Origin of the sequence: Cohnella sp. 56 (genome assembly GCF_037963805.1) — a bacterium.
In the GTDB taxonomy this organism is placed as follows: Bacteria; Bacillota; Bacilli; order Paenibacillales; family Paenibacillaceae; genus Cohnella.
Genome location: NZ_JAZDQE010000003.1, coordinates 133,735 through 152,234, shown reverse-complemented (window position 1 = coordinate 152,234; position 18,500 = coordinate 133,735). Strand labels below are relative to the sequence as shown.

The window sequence follows — 18,500 nt, the reverse complement described above, 5'->3', positions numbered from 1 at the left end:
ATTTGTAAAAGGCATGTCAATTCGAGCGAGGGTTGGGGATATCAGGAAGCTGCGAGGCAGAGTGAACGGGCGGGGCGCGGCCGTCGCGGGTGGATGGGGCGGGCGGAGCGGACCGATGGGGCGGGCGGGGGCGAACGGACTGCGCGGCATGCGCGGGCGGCCGGGGCGGGTGGAGCGGGACCGATGGGCGGGCGGGGGCGAACGGACTGCGCGGCATGCGCGGGCGGCCGGGGCGGGTGGAGCGGGACCGATGGGCGGGCGGGGGTGAACGGGCTGCGTGGCATGCGCGGACGGCTGGGGCGGGCGGCAAGACCCGGCTGCTCGCTCCCGTGCGCGGAGGGGGGCTGAATCGCGCCTGGTCCCGGCCAGCGGCAAGCCGATAGCTGCAAATATGCAGCTAATTTCCGCGTCTGCGGCATTTTCGAAGCGTTAACTGCGAATATACAGTTAATCTCTCGAGAAACAGCCGCCACCCGGCGCTGGAGCGAAAATAACTGCATGGATGCAGTTATCGCGGCCAAGCGGCTCGGCTCGGAAGATAATAACTGCATATTTGCAGCTATCGCTCCGAGGCGCGCCGCACAGACCAAGCCCCTCCTGCCGCCAAGCACGCCCAAACTTGGCGGCAGGACCCGGACGGACGGCTACCCGCTCGGCCGGTCCAGCCATATCCCGCTCAAGTCGTATAGCGCACCTCGCACCGCGTGCCGAGCGGCATGAGCTCGCCCAGGTACAGCTCCAGCAGCTCCCGCTCGACGAGCGAGATCGGCCGCTCCGAGGAGATAGCCATATACGCGGTCGCGGTGGCCTGATCGTAGCGCTCGAAGCACATGCTGCCGCCCGCCAGCATCCCGTCCACGACCTCCGCGATGCCGCGCAGCGTCAGCCGGCGGTTCATCGCAGCCTCCGACACACATTCCGGCACCTCCGGCGCCGCCGGAATGCCCTCCTCGCGAATACGACCGTACGGCTCAACCTTGAAGCAGACGAACGGCGTCAAGTAAGCGGCGGCAAACTTGCGCAGACTTTCCCGGTCCGCCTCGCTCAGCTCCAGCCGGTCGTCCCACGCATAGATCGTCGCCGTCCGGCGACCGCTCGTATGAATTCTCACATATCGCAGATGGGGATACCGCTCCCTGACGATCGACTCGGACAACAGTCGGGTACTCATCGGGTCTCCTCCTTATGTGCGCCGGTCATTGGTTATGGAGGCGCTTGCACATCATCTGATCGCCGCATTCCCATACCCGCCTGCGGCGTCTATCTGAATCGTTCTATTATATTCAGCACGCGGCGCAATGTATGTTCGCTCGCCTAACGTAGCTGGAAGTGGATATTGGAGCGAAAAAAGACTGCCGTCCGCTTGGGGACGACAGTCTGGAGCAGAGCCGGGGCCGATAATGCCCCGCTGCGGTTTACTTCATTGCCGTGCGATCGCTCAGTTCCTCGCGCCAACGGATCATAAACCGGTTGCGGGCGACCAGATCGCGCAAAATATCCAGGGAAGTCTGCCGGTCGCCGCCTTCCCAGAGAATATCGCTGCGCAGCTTCTGGTACCAGATTTGCTCCGGATGCTGCGCCAGCGCCTTTTCGTTCTCCGCCTGCGCCACCTCGAGATAGCGGCGATCTCCACCTTGCTCGAACTCGCTCAAGTACAGCCTGGCCTTGCGATCGTGGATGCGATCCGAAAATAGAATCGTCTGCGCGCTGCGATCCAACTGCTTGACGGCGTCCGCCTTCCGCTGCTCCGCGATCGCTCGCAAGGCGGATTGCTCCAGGCGATCCGATATTAGCAGCAGCACAGCCAGCACCAGCAAGCCGGCAGCGGCGAGCGCCGCGAGCGACCTGGCCACGACATGCGGAGCCGAGCGTCCGGGGGCGGCCCGCGTAGGGGCGACCGGTTCCCGGCCTGCGGGAGTCCCGACCGCGCCCAGCACGATTAGCAGGCCGAGCAGATAGGGGAACGATAATGTAAAATCGGCCAGGCTATGTATCAGCAGTGCACAGCAAGCCACTGCCCGAACGGCGGCGAAGCGCGCCCCTTCCCCGTCTTTGCGCCGGGCTGCCGATATGCAGCTTGCGACTAGCGCGATACATATCGCCGAGAAAAGCAGCAGCCCGAGCAGCCCAGTCTCCGTCATCGTCTGGAGCGGCTGGCTGTGAATAAACGCGGTGTAATACGTGGATGTCTGATAATGATATTGCATGTACGTCCAGGCGCCCGCGCCGAAGCCCCATAGCGGCGAATCCATAATCATCAACCAGGCGTCGCGGTAATAGACGAGCCGCGTCGCGCCTTCGCCGGTCGGCGAGAGCAGCGTGCCCCAGCGATGGGCCATGCCTGCACCCGCTCCGATCGCCGCTACCGCCAGCAGCACGGCGGTCCCGAGCAACGGCAGCCGCACGACCGCCCTGGAGAGCGCCGAATCCGGCAGCCGATACAGCAGCACGGAGAGTACAGCGATGCCGATCAGACACAACAACGGCGACCAGGCGTACAGCGCCCCCGTCGCCAAGCCGATGGCCGCTGTCAGGCAGGATTGCAGCCAGAGCCTGCGGCGCTCGCGGTCGCCGAGGAAGAATAGCGCGGCGAACGACAGCAAGAGCAGCGCCAGCACAGTGCGGGATTCGGTCAGGTACAGACCGCCCGCACAGAGGAAGATCGGGATCTGCATGAACCGGCTGCCGCCGCCCGCCGATACGGACAGCCCATATGCGATCAGCGCGGCGGTCAACAGCAGAATCGCATAGCCGTTAGCATAATCGATAAAGCCCGCCAGACGTCCCTCTACAAATCTGTCGGCCGCGATCCCGATCGGCACCGACAAGCCGACTAGCCACACCCAGACCGTCCAGATCCGCGTCATGACGGCAGGCGAGGCCGCCCGCGCAAACACATACAGCGGAATAAGCGGCGCTATTTTTAGCAGACTAACCAGCGATTCGTAGCGATCGTATGCATAGCCGATGGCGGCGGCATACATCACCAGCAGCCCCAGCAGCAGGCAGGCCACCCAGCCGCGCGGCAGACCGCCGCGGAACAGAACGACCACAAAGCCGAGCAGAATAACGATCGCAGCCACCGCCAGCTCGGATTCAAACATCAAACCATGCAAAAATGGGCCAGCGGTCAAAAATAAAAACAGAACGACAACGCCCGCATCGATCCCCCGGACATTTGCCAGCTTAGCCATATTCACTTCATCCATTTCCGATTGAGAATACGGGAAGAGACCCGATCGCTCGGGTCCCCTCGCTACCTTATTGTGACGCAAGACGAAGCAAATTGACAAGCATTTGCGCAGCCTCGGCGCGGGTCGCCAATCCCTTCGGATTAAACCCGCCGCTGCCGTCGCCCTTGATCAGACCGTACGCCGACGCTTCGTTCACGGCCTCTCTCGCCCAGGCGCTGATCTTCGTCGCATCCTTGAAGGATGCTGCCTGACCGGCAGTCGCCTCCGGCTGCGCCAGCTTCAGCGCACCGGCCATAATCACCGCCATCTCCTCGCGCGAGATTGCCCGCCCCGGAGCGAACGTATCCTGGCCGGCGCCCTTCACAAGCCCGCTCTCATATGCCGCAGCCACCGCCGACGCATACCAGGCCGTGCCCGGCACATCCTTGAAGACCGCCTTCTTGTCCGTCTGCAGCGCCAGTGCATTTACCAGCATCGCCGTAAACTCGGCACGCGTCACCGTCCGGCTCGGCGCAAAGGTATCCTCAGTCGTACCGCTGACAATTTGCTTGGCGGCGAGTTCCTCTACCGCTTCGCGGGCCCAATGAGACTGACTCATGTCGGTGAAAGTTTTGCGTAATTCCAGAACACCGTACTTGCTGAAATGCGTCACCTTTGCAACCAGCATGCCGCCGCTCCACTTGCTCGGCACATAAGTCAGGCTGCCGTCTTCCGCGATATAAAATACGTTCGCGAGACGTTTTTCGGCACTCGCGTTCACTTCAAAGGTAAGGGTAATCGGTTCGGAGAATGCCGACAATACGCTCTCTTGACCGTCCTTCGCCTGAATCGACAGCTTGAAGTCATAAATACTGCCGGCAGCCTTCACACTGGTACCGGCCTTTGCCTTGACGGCCGCCGACAGCTCGCTTGCGCTCAGCGGCGCGAGCGACAGCATGATTTGCGCCTCCGCCAACGCATTCTTGCCTACAAGTCCGGCCAATTGTTGAAGCACGGCAGCCGGAATCGACACTTTCCCGTGATTACCTGCGATCTCCAGCGTATTCTTCGCGCCCTCTCCGCTCAGTATGCTGGCTGGCAGCTTTATCGCTTCGCTGTCCTTGATCTGCAGTGTCACTACGCCATCGACGGCAGCCGGAATATCGGCTGTCTTAAAAATCGCGGTTTTCGGCGAGTTGGCACCTTCAGCCCCTTGACTTCCCGCGCCGGAGCCTCCACCGCTCCCTGTTGAACCGCCTGGGCTGCCGCCCCCAGTCGAGCCGCCGGAGCTTTCGCCGTTCGCCGATACTGCAAAGCTCTTGCTTAGCGTTACGGATTGATTCGGTCCGGTCGGCATGAGATAGGTCAATGTATAATCGCCGGAGTCCAGTTTCTTCGTCAAGGTCAATTCCTGATCGGCACCGTAGGCGACACCCGCGTAGACTTTCTTATTTTTCGAATCGCGTATCGTCACGATTGATGGCGCGTATTGATACAAGCTCCTATTTCCGGACTGTGCGCTGACTAACTTCAAATCTCCGCTGACCAGCTCCGGCACGATATTCAGAACGGTGGCACCGTCTGCAGCGGTTTGGACTACGGATAGGCTTGAACTGTCCACTCGCCCGGTGAATGCGATCGTCGTATTGCCTGCGACTGTCACATCGCTGCGAGTTCTCCAATCCAAGTACCATGCGCGCTCATCCTCACTGTAGACCGGAGTCGATATACGATATGAACTCGTTCCGGCGGGCACATAGACCTTGTTCAGAATCGTACTGGCATTGTTGTACGTCAGGTTATAAGCCGAATAATAATTACTCGGAGAAGTAATTCCATAAAACGGATGGCCCTGCTGCAATTGCAGCTCGAACAGCGGTCGATCGTTAATGCTCCATTTGTCGATTCCGGCATCCAAATGAACTTGCTTACGCAAATCGTAACCTCCGGAACCTCCATCCACCCCATACAAATCCGCGGCAAAGTCCGTCTCACTCGTAATTAGTGTAGACATTGTTGCGCTTGTACGACTGGTCCGTATTGCTGAATGGGCAATCGTAAACGGATTGGTTCCGTTCGGTGAAGCAAAGGTAAAGGAAGCATGGTCTCCTTGTAAATTAGCAGGCACATTGTCAAATTTGAGATCGAGCGCCTTTGTATGCGCAGCGCGCTTTATCTCCTTTTTGGCCAATAGATCGGCACCGGAGACAGTCGTTCGGCTGTAGTATGAGATAGACTGCATCGGTGTTTGCCAATTAAACATCATGTGAATTACATAACGCTGATTCGCCTCAATTTTCGAAGCTTCCCAAAACACAATCTTTCCATATGAGATTGAGGAGATGTCGATAATTTGGCTCTCTCCCTCTTGCTGAAGCGCCACATAGCCATTTCCCGCATCGAACCCGCCTGATGATGCCGGATATTGAAGCGGATATTCAATTGGAATCTCGATTATATCAGAGGAACCATAGGGGTCCATCACATTGACGACCGATTGGCCTTCAAGCGAGATCAGGCTTTTCGGGAAGTTTTGACTAATGAGTCTGACCTTGTACTGACCTGCCGGGAGCCGCGTGTTTAACCAGAAACTGTTCATATCCATCACAGAGAACGGCGTACCGACCGGTTGATTCGCCGAGTCATATATTTGATAGTCCAGCAGCCCGTTCGAGGCCACGGCGGCCGACGAAGCGTCGTTATAGCCAATCGACATATAGCCAAAGCCTTCCGACGCAGGCCGAATCGCCAACGTTCTCATAGCTCCGCCTTCATCCACTTTAAAGGCGATACTTTCTTGCGTTATACTGCTTGCGATTTTCGCAGCTTCAAGCGTCGATACCCCGATCAACAAATTGTCCTGGGCATCCCAATAGTCAGTGTACACCTTCTGATTGACGGCGCCGCTCCAGTAAATATTCTGCTCCGGCGTCCGATTCGTAAAAGTGCTGCCGAAGTTTAACGTTTTTTTCTCGTTGACGGCTCCCAGGTACTTGGCGAACGAGTAACGATAACCGTCCTTGTCGATATCGAAGTAGGCGACGGCGTCCACTCCTTTTGTAACGTAATACCGTTTCGCCTCATTACTGCCTGTATAGTAGATGTAGTTGACATCCAACTGTCCCTTATAGCCAGAGGGAAGCGCGATTTCTACCATATCGCCATTTAAATCGATCACAGAATCGGCACTCGGCGGCAGCATCTGCTTGTCCAGGAAATAACCGTTGTCTCCATCATGCAGCTTGGTGAAAAAGTCGAGCTTCTGATCGGCGTTAATCCAGACATCGGCACTCTTCCCTACAAACGGAATTGCCCAAGGGTAGCTGGAGGGCTCTCCTTGTTCATCCAGAAGAGACATAACCAACGTATCTCCGCTCGTGGCCTGCTCGGCTTGCAGCTTCACATGCTTCAGCTTACTGGCAGTTAGCCGCAACTCCTTATCGGCACGGTTGACTTGAGTCGCATAAACCACGCCAGGGCGGCCGCCGGCAGAGTTTCCGATGATAACCAGTTCGTAGTCCAGTCCCTGCATAAGGTAGTCATATGGAATGATTGCCGCACCGCGCTCGTCCAAATCCCAGTAGCCTACCTGGCTGGTATAATTAGAAAGCGTGCCGTTTTCAGCATCAAGGTAGTAAGGAGTCAGCGGCAGTGCGCGGTATAGAACGGCATAGCCGCCGCTCAGTGCGTCGCCCGCTTCATTTTCGGCTGCAATATGCAAGCCTTTCCCCTTATAATCGTCCGGGTTCTCGATTCGGAACGCATTCGTCTCGACAAGCGGATCGGCCAAACCCGGATAGGTTATAGAGACTTCGGCTTTGTACAGGCCGGTTTTCAGCTTTGGCGAAAATGCGGCATTAATATACGACCACTCGTTCGATTGCGGATGTTTATCGTATTGAACAGCTTGCTTGTCATTCGTAATATGCAACCCGTTCTGAATCAGGTTGATATGAGCGTCGTCCTCGGCGTAGACTCCATACAATTGAAAGTCTCCGTTGCGGACCTCCAGGCTCGAGGAAAATCGCTGTTCGGAAGAATTTACTTTTAACAGCCGCAATACAGGCTTACTAAAAGAAAGTGTCTGATCTGCCTGCAAGTTGAGCTTCTCGGTTCCCCACACGCTTCGATAGCCGCCGTTGTCGACCGTCTGGACGACGGTATCGTAAGTACCCGCAGATACCTTTAACTGATCCGCCTGGACGAACTCGGCGTGGGCAAAGCTATTCCGCAATGCGGCGAACTTATTGCCCGCAGGCAGAGTTAAGCTAAACGCGTTAGCGATATCCGCATCCGTAAACGGAGCGATCTCACCACCGGACACAGTTATCGACTTGCTCAGCAAGTATCCGTTGCGACCGGATTGCCCCCAGGCGCTGAGTACGAGTTCACTTGGTCTAGTAATCAACGTAAATGAGTCATTGTACGCGCCTATCTGAAAAATATGGCCTTTAAAGCCCGCTTCATAAATAAACGGTACTCCGCCGCTTAGCGGCAAAGTCTGCATGGTAGAATGAACGGACTGCGAACTGATGATCCATTCGTTCATTGCGGCTAATTGTCCCCAGGATAGTTCGAAGGAATCCAAGTACATGTCCGCCCTGTCCGTTTGCACGGCAAACACGACTTCCACTCTAGTGTCTGGATTAAATGACAACCCGGAAAGATCGATATTACCGTCCGAAATCGCCACAGAATGGCCGTTCACAAATGCCTCTCCCGCTCCTGCAATGTTCGTCCCGTCACTCGTTTTAATTTGAATAGACGGGCTCTCTTTCCGCAACGCGTAGGTAACAGAATTGACGCTGACCGATTCCGATTCATTCGCCGGCAGCGGCAGCTCCTGCGGTGTCACAACAACCCCATCAGGCGCTTGTAACCCGTCGTCCTCTCCGGTCTGGCCGGCACTCACGGGCATAGCAATAGCCAAACTCAATAACAAAGCGAGAATGCTTGTCCAACTTCGCTTATACATCTTTACTCCTCCACAAATCAACCGTCTGTTAGCACTTTCGAATCATATCACGATCGAACCGCAATAATTGTCGAATCCAGTCGATTACTTCAAACATTTTCCGGCTCCGTCCCCTTGAATCAAACTGCTGACGAGGCTGTCCCGAATGCCGTCCGGATCATTTAAATCCGCCATTTGAAAACCCGGCAAACGGCAATATCCGTCCGTTCGCCGGGTCGATTTCTACTCCTCCTCTTCCTCCGCTACGAACACGACAGACTCGTTCGACAGTACGCCCGCGCGATAGCATTCTCCGTCGAAGCGGATTTCGAAAAAGATGCCCGCCTGATTCACGATTCTGTCGCCGACCGGATGGAACATGACCCGGACCTCGAACGAGATGTGCCGGGACTGTCCCGGCGCCAGATGCCCGATCGCCAGGCCGACCTGCGGGTCGAGCTGAGGGACGCCGTCGAGCCTGAGGCTGCCCGAGACGAATTGAAGCGGCGCCGCGAGACGATCGAAGAACGTGACGTTCTGCGCATGCAAGCTCCCGGAGAGGTTGCGCAGGAAAAAGTCGTAGCGGTACGTATCCCATACGTTCACATGGGTTCTGGAAGCTTGCTTGGTCAGGCTGAAAAAGGGCAATAAGCCGTCCGGCCGCAGCGGATTGGAGATCGGCCGGGAGGCATACGGCCTGACCTCGACCTGATTGTCCGGCCGCAGGAATGTGGCGCTGACTTGGCTCGAATTGACGACGGCCGCGCTGCCCGGCTTGCCCGTGATCAGCAGGTCGTAGCGGACGACCGTCCCCTCCGCCGACGGGATCGGTCCGAGCTGAATGCCCAAGCCGGGATCGTCCTGCAGCCGGAGCTGTCCGTTCACGCGAACCGTGCCGTCGATGAACCGGGACTCTGGAGGCAGCGTGTCGCGCAGGGTGGCGGCGATGACCGGCAGGCTTCCGTCGTTGATGACGAAGATGCTGTACGTAATCCGCTGGCCGACAAAGAAAGCATCGTTGAACGCGCGCTGGAACACGATCAAATTCGGTCCCGGCACGAGCTGCGGAATCGCGATGATGATCGGGGCCGACTGAACGATAGGCGTAGGCACGCCTAGCGGATCCCCGAGCGTGACCCCGCGGATCGGCGCCAGCGTGATGCCCGGCACCGTCACAGGATCGGCTAGCCCGACCGACCCGTTCGGCATGAGGACGGGACCCGTGGTGCTCGTTTGCCCCGGCAGCGGTGTCACGCCAGGCTTGAACACGAGGAGGACCGGCAGCATCTGATCCGGGATCGGATACACGCCAGGCGGCGAGCCCACGATCGCCTCTCCCAGGCTGCACAGCGGAGGCGCAGTTCCCGGTACGAGCGCGATGACGGAGCCCCCGTTCACGACCTGCCCCCTGGGCGGATAGGCGGCAACGATCGCCTCGAACGCTACAGTCACGGTCTGTCCGGGCACGAGCGTACCGAGCACCGTCGTCTCATTCAGATCCTGCGCCAGCGCCGGCACGCCGTCGATGACGACACTGGCCGGTATGAACAGCAGCTCACGCGGCAAGTCGTCGCTCAGTACGACGTCGCCTGCCGACGTCCCCGTATTGCTCACCACAACCACGAATCGGATGATGTCTCCCAGCCGCGCTGACTGGACGCTCGCAGTCTTGACCGCCGTGATGCGCGGTCCGAGCAGCGGCGGCGCCGTCGTCGAGGCGGTCGTCGTCGTCGGCACGGGGGTCGTCGTCGTCGTCGGTACGATGGTCGTGGTCGTCGGCGGCACCGCCGTCGTCGTAGTCGTCGTCGTCGGCACGACTGTTGTCGTGGTCGTCGTCGGCACCTCGGTGGTGGTCGTCGTCGTGGTCGTGGTCGGAAGTTCGGTAGTCGTCGTGGTCGTCGTCGGCACCTCGGTGGTGGTCGTCGTCGTGGTCGTCGTCGGAAGTTCGGTGGTCGTGGTGGTGGTGGTCGTCGTCGTAAAAGGCAATTCGGACGTGCTCGTCGTGGTCGTCGTCGTGGGCGGCGGCTGCGTAGGCAGGCAGCCGCAGAACGGGATGTCGTGCGCCTCCAGCGTGCCGCCCGCATTGACGAGCGAGCCCGCCACCATCGTACCGTCGATGTTGCCGAATCCCCTCGCCTGCCAGTTCGCATTGGGCGCCAGCACTGAGCCTGCGATAGCGATATTCTGATTGAAGGCAGTCGCCGCCTGAAAGAAGTTCCAGAGAATCGGACAGACATTGCTGCGGTTCGCGGCTACGCCGTTGATAAAGGTCTGGTAGCTGCCAAAGCCGACATTGTCATCCCCGACGTTGACCACGACCGTCGAGCCTGCCGGCACAATCAGGTTGATGCCGTTCGCCGAATCGAGCCTCAGGCCGTGGCCGTCGACATTGTTGCCGCCGAACATGAAAAGGTTCAGCACCGGATCGGTGCCGGTGAGTACGATCTGTCCGAAGTTGTTGCTCACCGTTCCGTTCGGCGTCATCGCGGCCAGATTGATCGACAGCTCGGTCAGCGCCAGCTCCGCCGCCGCAAAGTCGATCGGCGTTCCCCGCAGCGGCTGACCCGGCACGCCGTTGTTGTTGGTCATCGTATAGTTGAAAACCGTGCTGGTCGGGTAGACAACGGTGTTGCCCGCGAAGTTCGTGCCGTTCGTGATGTTGACATTGCCCTGAATGATCAGATCGGGACGCGTCGTCGATACGGGCAGCGTATTCCCGACGCCGTAGTTGGCGTAGGTCGCCGTGCCGCCCACGGCGACTCTGCCCTCCGAATCCACGTTGGACTGCGTATGGTCCCCGAAGATAAACAGGTTAAAGTCGTTAGCACTACCCAGATTGCCGCAAGCCATCTCATCCCTCCACTCTGTCTCTCCTTTCATCTGTACGACGCTCCGGCCAGTCCCTATGCATAGGCCATGCGCGTCTGACATATGAAATGAAGAAGATTCATGTACGGGGAGATGCAAAAAATATATGAATATTGCCGTGCTCACCATGTTCAACGGCTTGTCGCCGACCTACTCGCTCGTTCAGGTGGCGGAGCTTCAGCTGCGCATGCTGCTGAACGCGGGCATGAACGTCCGGCTGCTCGTATCCGAGGACTGCCCGCTATCGGAACGGTACGGCGCCTATCTGGACGAGCGGCTGACCTGGGTGCCGGTCGCGAATCGCTGCGCGGGAGGCCAGATTCACTGGCGGGACTATACGCAGCACGCCGGACGCACGCATGAAGGCTTCGAGGCCGAGACGGAGACGATCGCTTGCGATCTGATCCGCAAGCTCGCGGACGCGGACGTCTGCATCATGCATGACATTCTCTATCAAGGCTGGCATCTCGTGCACAACGTCGCCGTCAGGCGGGCCCAGCTCGCGCTGCCGCGCCTGCGGTTCCTGTCGATGGTCCACTCCGCCCCCGCTCCACGTCCCCGGCGGACGGAATGGCCGTTCTCCGCGCGTTATACGCCCATGCCGAACACCTTGCACCTATACCCCACCGCATCCGGCATTCCCGCGCTCGCACGGCAGTACGGCGTGCCCGAGTCGGCATGCCGGGTCATGCCCAACGGGCTCGATCCGCTCGCCTACTGCAGCGAGGATACACGCCGGCTCGCGGCGAGCGTCGATCTGCTGTCGCCCGATGTGCTGATCGTCTATCCCGGGCGGCTGACGCCGGCCAAGCGGTTCGACAAGGCCGCCGCACTGGCCGCCGCGCTCGCCAGCGTGTCCGGCCTTCGGGTCACGCTCGTCTGCTGCGATTTTCCGTCGATGGACGTAGACCCCGACGCCTACAAGCAGGGCGTCCGGCTCGAGGCGGCGCGTGTCGCCGGGGAGCTCAGGGCGGCTCGGCTTGCGGACGGCGAGGCGGACGGACCGGCAGGCTGCGGTCAGGTTGGCGACGCGGTCGAAGACCCGGCCCGGGACCGGGCTGAAGCGCCGACGGACATTTCCCGCGCGAAGGCGGCGGGCGCCGAGGTCGTGTTCACCTCGGACCTCGGCTGGCCCACCGGCTATCCGCACCGCGGCGTGATGGAGCTGTTCGGCCTCGCCAATCTGTTCGTGTGTCCCTCCTACTCCGAGTCGTTCGGGCTTGTCGTGCTCGAGGCGGCAGGCCGCGGCAACCTGCTCGTATTGAACGAGGCCGTCCCGGCGCTCGCCGAGCTGGGACGGCCGCTCGGGGCGTATTTGATGCGATGGGACGCACGCAACTTCGGCTTCGATACGGTGGAGACCTACCAGCCGTCCGAGGAGGCCTATCTGCGCGGACATGCCGACCGGATCATGCGGCTGCTCGCCGACAATCCCGTACTGAAGGCCAAGACGGCGGCCAGACAGCGCTATAGTCCGCAGGCGATCTGGGAGGAGCGGCTGCGCCCGCTGCTCGCGGAATGCATGGCTGCGGAGCGGGACGATGCGGAAGCCACGCAGATGGCGGATGCCGGTGACAAGTAGGCCCTATCCAGCGCCACTCCCGCACGCCTCCGTCGTAGCCGGGCTCGCCTCTCTGCCCCAGGCAAGCAGCGCTCTCCCTTTGCACATTCGCAAAGGCGGGAGCGTTCTTATATGTTTGAGGAGCCGTTTTTTTCAGAAATCTTATAAAAAACAACAATTCACAGTTTCAACGGGTAGCCAAGCGAGCCATTTTTTTCTATATTAAAACCATTCCGTTCATTCGCGTAGCCGAAGTCGCGCGGAAGCCAAGGAGGACATTCAATTTGCAAACGCATACAGCAGACATCGTGCGCGCAACCGGGCTCAAACGTGCCTTCAACAGCGGACAAGGAACCGTCGAGGTGCTGAAGGGAATTAATCTCTCGGTGCCTGCCGGCAAGCTGGTCGTGCTCAAGGGCCGCTCCGGATCGGGCAAGACGACGCTCATCAATCTGCTCGGCGCGCTTGATCGGCCGACCGAAGGCAAGATCGAATTTGCCGGCAAGGATCTGACCGCGATGAGCGACGGCGAGCGGGATGCGGTACGGCGCAGCGAGATTGGTTTGATTTTTCAGTCGTTCGCATTGTTCCCGCTCATGTCGGCCTACGAGAACGTAGAATTCGTGCTGCGGGTCAGCGGCAGCCCCAAGGAGAAGCGTCGTGAAGCGGCGCTGCAGGCGCTCGAGCAGGTCGGCCTGAAGCCGCGCATGCATCATCGGCCCTTCGAGCTGTCCGGCGGGGAGCAGCAGCGCACGGCCATCGCCAGAGCGATCGCCCACAAGCCGCGCATGCTGCTGGCGGACGAGCCTACGGCCGAGCTGGATTCGAAGACGGGCCTGCACATTATCAGGCTGTTCCGCGATCTCGTCGAGCACAACGGACTGTCGATCGTCATGACGACGCACGATCCGGCCATCATGGAGATTGTCGACTATATATACGAATTGGAGGATGGCCAAATTGTTGAATCGCTATAGACGCTTGGTGGCGGCAGGAACGGCGCTGGCGCTCGGCGCCACGCTCGCAGGCTGCTCGCTGTTCCCCCGCGAGGAGGAGGCGCTCGCCCCGCCGCTGGTCAAGCCGGCCGCAGAGAACTACCAGACGGTCGAAGCCGTCAAGGGCGCCATCGAAAATGCGCTCACGCTGAGCGGCACCTTCGAGTCCTTGCTGTTCGATGTCGCCCAATTCACCGGCACTGGCGGGCGCATCTCCAAGATCAACGTCACACCCGGGCAGCAGGTTAAAAAGGGCGATGTACTCGCCGAATTGGTGCTGGACGACCTGGATCTCCGGCTCAAGGAGCAAGAGATCGCGCTCTTGCGGGCCCAGACGGCGCTAAGATCGGCAACCAAGCAAGCCGGCGACAAGAAGGACGAGGAGAGCCGGACCACGCTTCGGGTGGCTACGCTGCAGAGAGATGTCGAGCAAATGAAATTCGACCGTCTGCGCGAGCAGTACGACAGCAAGCTGCTCCGCTCGAAGATCGACGGGCAGGTCGTCTTCGTGGAGGAGCTTGAGCCCGGCGATTATGTGGATAGCTATCAGACGATCGTCAAGGTCGCGGATCAGTCGAAGCTGCAGCTCGTGACGTCGGGGGCGACCAGCGATCAGGCGCGCAAAGCCGAGATCGGCTTCAAGGCCGACGTCTCCATTAAAGGCGCGGACAACAAACAAGTCAAATTCGAAGCGAAGGTATCGCAGACACCCTCTACCGCGCCGCAGACGCCCAACAAGCAGCTGGCCGAGAAGTATGCGACGACCCTGTATTTCAGCGTCCCCAAACTGCCCGCAGGCATAGAGATCGGCCAGAGCGCCGACATCCGCATCGTGCTCCAACACAAAGACAATGTCATCAAAATTCCCCGCAGCGGGCTGCGCAACGCCATGGGCCGCAGCTACGTGCGCGTGCTGCGAGAGGGCAACCTTCGGGAGGTCGACGTCGAGCCGGGCATCTCCGCCTCGACAGAGGCCGAGATCGTCACCGGGCTGTCCGAAGGCGACGTCGTCGTACTGCAGTAGAAATCGTGCATCGGGAGGCTCGCACCATGGCTTTGTTCGTCATGCTCTTGCGCAAGATGGCGCAAAATATATGGCTAGTGATCAGTCTGTTCCTCGGCATTCTAATGTCCGTAGCGCTCGTCAGCAGCATGCCGATCTACAAGGAAGCTACGCTCTCGCGGATGCTGGTCAAGGATCTGCAGGCCGCCCAGCAGAAGACGCTCGTCTATCCCGGCTCCATCTGGTCGCGCGTGTCGTTCGACAGTCAGACGACGGCGCAGCGCGGCAAGATCATATCCGATCTCGATGCCTACGTCAGAAAAGAAGGCGCCCCCGGATTCGGACTGCCGATCATGAATGTGGCGAGGGAATCGAATACGGAAAGGTTCAACGTCTACCGCCAAGGGACACCCGAGAAGGAACGCAAAAACGCCAGCAGAAACGGCCGCTTCACAAGTCTGGAGGGACTGGGGCAGCATATCCGCCTGAAGGACGGCACCTTGCCTTCAACCGAAGCGAAGGACGGCATCTACGAAGCGCTCGTGACCGAAGCGGCATTGAACAACTTCAGAGCCGTACTCGGCACCGTGCTCGTCGTCGACAGCGACAAGCTGAAGCGCCAGATACTGATCAAGCCGGTCGGCGTCATCGAGCCGCTGCGCGAGGACGACCCCTACTATCGCAATCCCTCGCTCTCGTCGCTCTCGCAATCCTTTATCGTCGACGAGCAGCTGTTCGATCGCGACTTCGTGCAGGCGGGCATCGTCCCGGTGCTGACCGCGGGATGGTACGTCGTATTGGACTACGCCAAGCTGGAAGTGTCCGGCATCGGCAGATTCGAGGCGGCTGCCAAGCAGATAGAGAATACGACGAACAGCAAGGTCGCACGATTCAGAACCGAGTTTACCTTCCCTGCGGAGAAGACGATCGAACGCTATCAGGAACGTGCGGTGCAGATTCAGAAGCTCGTGTGGTCGCTCAACATGCCCGTATTGATCATGCTCGGCTTCTATATGTTCATGGTGTCCAATCTGATCGCCGGCCGGCAGAAAAACGAGATCGCCGTACTCCGTAGCCGCGGCGCGGCCCGCTGGCAGATCTTGTTCTCCTACGCCGTCGAGGGCCTGCTGCTAAGCGGACTGGCGCTCGCCGCAGGGCCGCCGCTCGGCCTGCTGCTCACCAAGCTCCTCGGCGCTTCGAACGGATTCCTGTCCTTCGTACAGCGCACCGGACTGCCGGTCCACCTGACGGCCGAGGCTTACCGATACGGCGCCTACGCTGCCGCCGCCTCGTTCCTCATGCTCATGCTGTCCGTCGCAGTGGCGACGCGAGCGAACATCGTCGGCCACAAGCAGCAGCTGGCCCGCCAGGGCAAGACACCGCTCTGGCACAAACTGTGCCTGGACGTGATCGCACTGGCGCTGGCCATTTACGGGCTGTATACGTTCCGTGCGAGACTGCAGGACATTCAGCGCCTCGGGCTGGGCACGGACGATCTGCGGATCGATCCGCTTCAGTTCGTCGTGCCCGCCCTGTTCATTCTCGGCGGCGGCCTCCTGCTGCTCAGGCTGTATCCGTACATTCTGAGGCTGATCTATGTCGCGGGCCGCAGATGGTGGAGCCCGTCCGTCTACTACACGCTCATTCAGGTCGGACGGTCGAACAGCCAATATCAGTTTCTGATGGTGTTCCTCATCCTGACCGTCGCCACGGGCCTGTTCGGCGCGAGCGCCGCCCGTACGATCAACGGCAATACGACCGACCGCATCCGCTACGCGGCCGGTTCGGACATCATCGTGACGGCCGAATGGCCCAACGACAAGCCTCCGCCTCCCACGCCCGGCGGCCCTTCGGCATTCGAGCAGCCCCAGACATCCGGTTCCCGCGTCATTCACTATCTGGAGCCGTCCTTCGAGCCGTACACCAAGCTGCCGGACGTCGAACAGGCGGCCAAAGTATTCAGGAAATCGGTAGGCTTCAGCGCGGCGAGCAGCTCCGACGGGGAGAGCAGCACGGGCAGCGCGACGCTGATCGGCATCGATACGGACGACTTCGGACGTGCCGCCTGGTTCAAGGACAGTCTCCTCGCGCATCCGTTCTATCAATATCTCAATCTGATCGCCGGGGATTCCAAGGCTGTGCTCATCTCAAGCTCGCTCGCGAAGCAAAAAAAGCTGAAGCCAGGCGATACGATCTGGATCGGATGGGACAACGTTCCGCAGCAGCCCTTTACCGTGTACGGCACGGTAGATTATTTCCCGACCTTCAATCCGTTGCCGCCGACCGGGTCCGTGACAGCCGGCGACGAAGAAACGCAGACCAATGCGCCGATGCTCATCGTCGGCCATCTGTCCCGCATCCAGTTCCAGCTTGCTCTTGAGCCTTATGAGGTGTGGCTCAGGATGAAGCCCGGCTTCGAGTCGTCCGCGCTGTACCAGGCGTTGAGGAAGAGCCCGATTGCGGTCACCTCCGTACGCAACGCGCAGACCGAGCTTATCGAGGCCAAAAACGACCCGTTCCTGCTCGCGCTGAACGGCATCCTGACGCTCGGCTTCATCTTGTCGATCCTCGTCAGCTTTGTCGGCTTCATGCTGTACTGGGTGCTGTCCCTCCGCGGACGCGCGCTCCAGAACGGCGTCATGCGCGCGCTCGGCCTGTCCGTCCGGCAGATGACCGGGATGCTGATCGTGGAGCAGCTGCTGACATCGGGCGTCGCTATCCTGATCGGCATCGTCGTCGGCAATCTGGCCGCGCGTCTGTACGTGCCTCATTTCCAGATCGCCTTCAACCCGAGCACGCTCGTACCGCCCTTCGAGGTTATATTCGCGCGCCTGGACTATATCAGGCTCTACTCGACAGTGTTCTTCATGCTGGCGGTCGGACTCGGCATACTCGGATTCATGCTGACGCGCATTCGGATTCATCAAGCGCTCAAGCTGGGGGAGGACTAATCGATGATCCAGTGCGACGGATTGGTGAAAATATACAAAGCCTCGGAGCTTGAGGTGTTCGCCCTGCAAGGGCTGGATCTGACAGTCGAGGACGGCGAGCTGATGGCGATCATCGGCAACAGCGGCAGCGGCAAGTCTACGCTCCTCAACATGCTCGGCGGACTGGACCGCCCTACGGCGGGCAGCCTCTCGGTCGACGGCAGGGACATGCTGAAGATGAAGGAGCGCGAGCTCGTGCGGTACAAACGCGAGAGCGTCGGCTTCGTCTGGCAGAACAACGCACGCAACCTCATTCCTTACCTGACGGCGCTGGAGAACGTGGAGCTGCCCATTCTGCTGTCCGGACGACGCAAGCGGCTGCGGGCGCTCGAGCTGCTGGAAGCGGTCGGACTCACGCATAGAGCGCACAGCAAGCTGCATCAGCTCTCGGGCGGCGAGCAGCAGCGCGTCGCCATCGCCATCGCACTCGCCAACCAGCCCCGGCTGCTGCTGGCCGACGAGCCGACCGGCTCGGTCGACTCGCGCATGGCCGAGCAGATCCTCGACCTGTTCCGCGACCTCAACCGGCAGTTGAACCTGACCATCGTCATCGTGACGCACGATCCGCTGCTCGCGAAGAAGGTCGACCGCGTCGTCGCGATCCGCGACGGCAAGATCAGCTCGGAGATGCTAAGGCGCAGGTCGTACGAGGAGGAATTGAGAGAGCTGGAGCTGGGCCTGGCGCAGGAAGAGTCGCATGTCGAATATGCGATATTGGACAAAGCCGGCCGATTGCAGGTGCCCGCGGACTATCTCCGCTCGATCGGCATCAAGGACACCAACAAGGTCAAGCTGGAGCTGGGCGATGCCAAGATTATATTATCGCCGCCCGACGAGGGGGCCTGATCGCTTGTCCGGCTTTGCGGGGGACGGCGTGCAGAGCGCCATCGGCTGGAGACTCCCCTGCATAAGTGCGGGGGAGCGCTGCAAAGTGCGGGGGAGCGCTGCATTTGGGC

10 protein-coding genes are annotated in these 18,500 nt (G+C 60.0%); 6 read left to right on the top strand and 4 right to left on the bottom strand.

Going from position 1 to position 18,500, the window contains the following annotated elements; genetic code table 11:
- Positions 1-13 precede the first annotated feature (13 nt).
- The gene (locus tag VQ071_RS06290; protein ID WP_340513041.1) at positions 14-268 is read left to right on the top strand and encodes a hypothetical protein; all 255 of its coding nucleotides are present in this window, start codon (positions 14-16) and stop codon (positions 266-268) included.
- A 408-nt stretch (positions 269-676) separates the two neighbouring features.
- On the opposite strand, the gene VQ071_RS06285 is transcribed toward VQ071_RS06290, so the two are convergent.
- The 4 genes from VQ071_RS06285 to VQ071_RS06270 form a co-directional block, all read right to left on the bottom strand.
- The gene (locus tag VQ071_RS06285; protein WP_340513040.1) at positions 677-1,171 is read right to left on the bottom strand and encodes a hypothetical protein; all 495 of its coding nucleotides are present in this window, start codon (positions 1,169-1,171) and stop codon (positions 677-679) included.
- A 244-nt stretch (positions 1,172-1,415) separates the two neighbouring features.
- The gene (locus tag VQ071_RS06280) at positions 1,416-3,194 is read right to left on the bottom strand and encodes an O-antigen ligase family protein (RefSeq protein ID WP_340513039.1); all 1,779 of its coding nucleotides are present in this window, start codon (positions 3,192-3,194) and stop codon (positions 1,416-1,418) included.
- Positions 3,195-3,261: 67 nt separating this feature from the next.
- Complete coding sequence (locus VQ071_RS06275; protein WP_340513038.1) at positions 3,262-8,148, bottom strand: S-layer homology domain-containing protein; 4,887 nt, start codon at positions 8,146-8,148, stop codon at positions 3,262-3,264.
- Between the two features lie 222 nt (positions 8,149-8,370).
- Positions 8,371-11,007, bottom strand: a complete 2,637-nt coding sequence (locus tag VQ071_RS06270) for a choice-of-anchor A family protein (RefSeq protein ID WP_340513037.1) — start codon at positions 11,005-11,007, stop codon at positions 8,371-8,373.
- Between the two features lie 94 nt (positions 11,008-11,101).
- On the opposite strand from VQ071_RS06270, the gene VQ071_RS06265 reads away from it, so the two are divergent.
- The 5 genes from VQ071_RS06265 to VQ071_RS06245 all read left to right on the top strand — a co-directional run bounded on the left by VQ071_RS06265 (position 11,102) and on the right by VQ071_RS06245 (position 18,390).
- The gene (locus VQ071_RS06265) at positions 11,102-12,577 is read left to right on the top strand and encodes a glycosyltransferase (RefSeq protein ID WP_340513036.1); all 1,476 of its coding nucleotides are present in this window, start codon (positions 11,102-11,104) and stop codon (positions 12,575-12,577) included.
- 263 nt (positions 12,578-12,840) lie between these two features.
- The gene (locus VQ071_RS06260) at positions 12,841-13,533 is read left to right on the top strand and encodes an ABC transporter ATP-binding protein (RefSeq protein WP_445293264.1); all 693 of its coding nucleotides are present in this window, start codon (positions 12,841-12,843) and stop codon (positions 13,531-13,533) included.
- On the top strand, positions 13,520-14,575 hold the full coding sequence (locus tag VQ071_RS06255; protein WP_340513035.1) for an efflux RND transporter periplasmic adaptor subunit: 1,056 nt from the start codon (positions 13,520-13,522) through the stop codon (positions 14,573-14,575). Before VQ071_RS06260 ends, VQ071_RS06255 begins: the two co-directional genes overlap by 14 nt.
- Positions 14,576-14,601: 26 nt before the next feature.
- Positions 14,602-17,505: an ABC transporter permease gene (locus VQ071_RS06250; RefSeq protein WP_340513034.1), complete on the top strand. Its 2,904-nt coding sequence runs from the start codon at positions 14,602-14,604 to the stop codon at positions 17,503-17,505.
- A gap of 3 nt (positions 17,506-17,508) precedes the next feature.
- Entirely contained in the window at positions 17,509-18,390 is an 882-nt protein-coding gene (locus tag VQ071_RS06245) for an ABC transporter ATP-binding protein (protein WP_340513033.1), read from the top strand.
- Positions 18,391-18,500 lie beyond the last annotated feature (110 nt).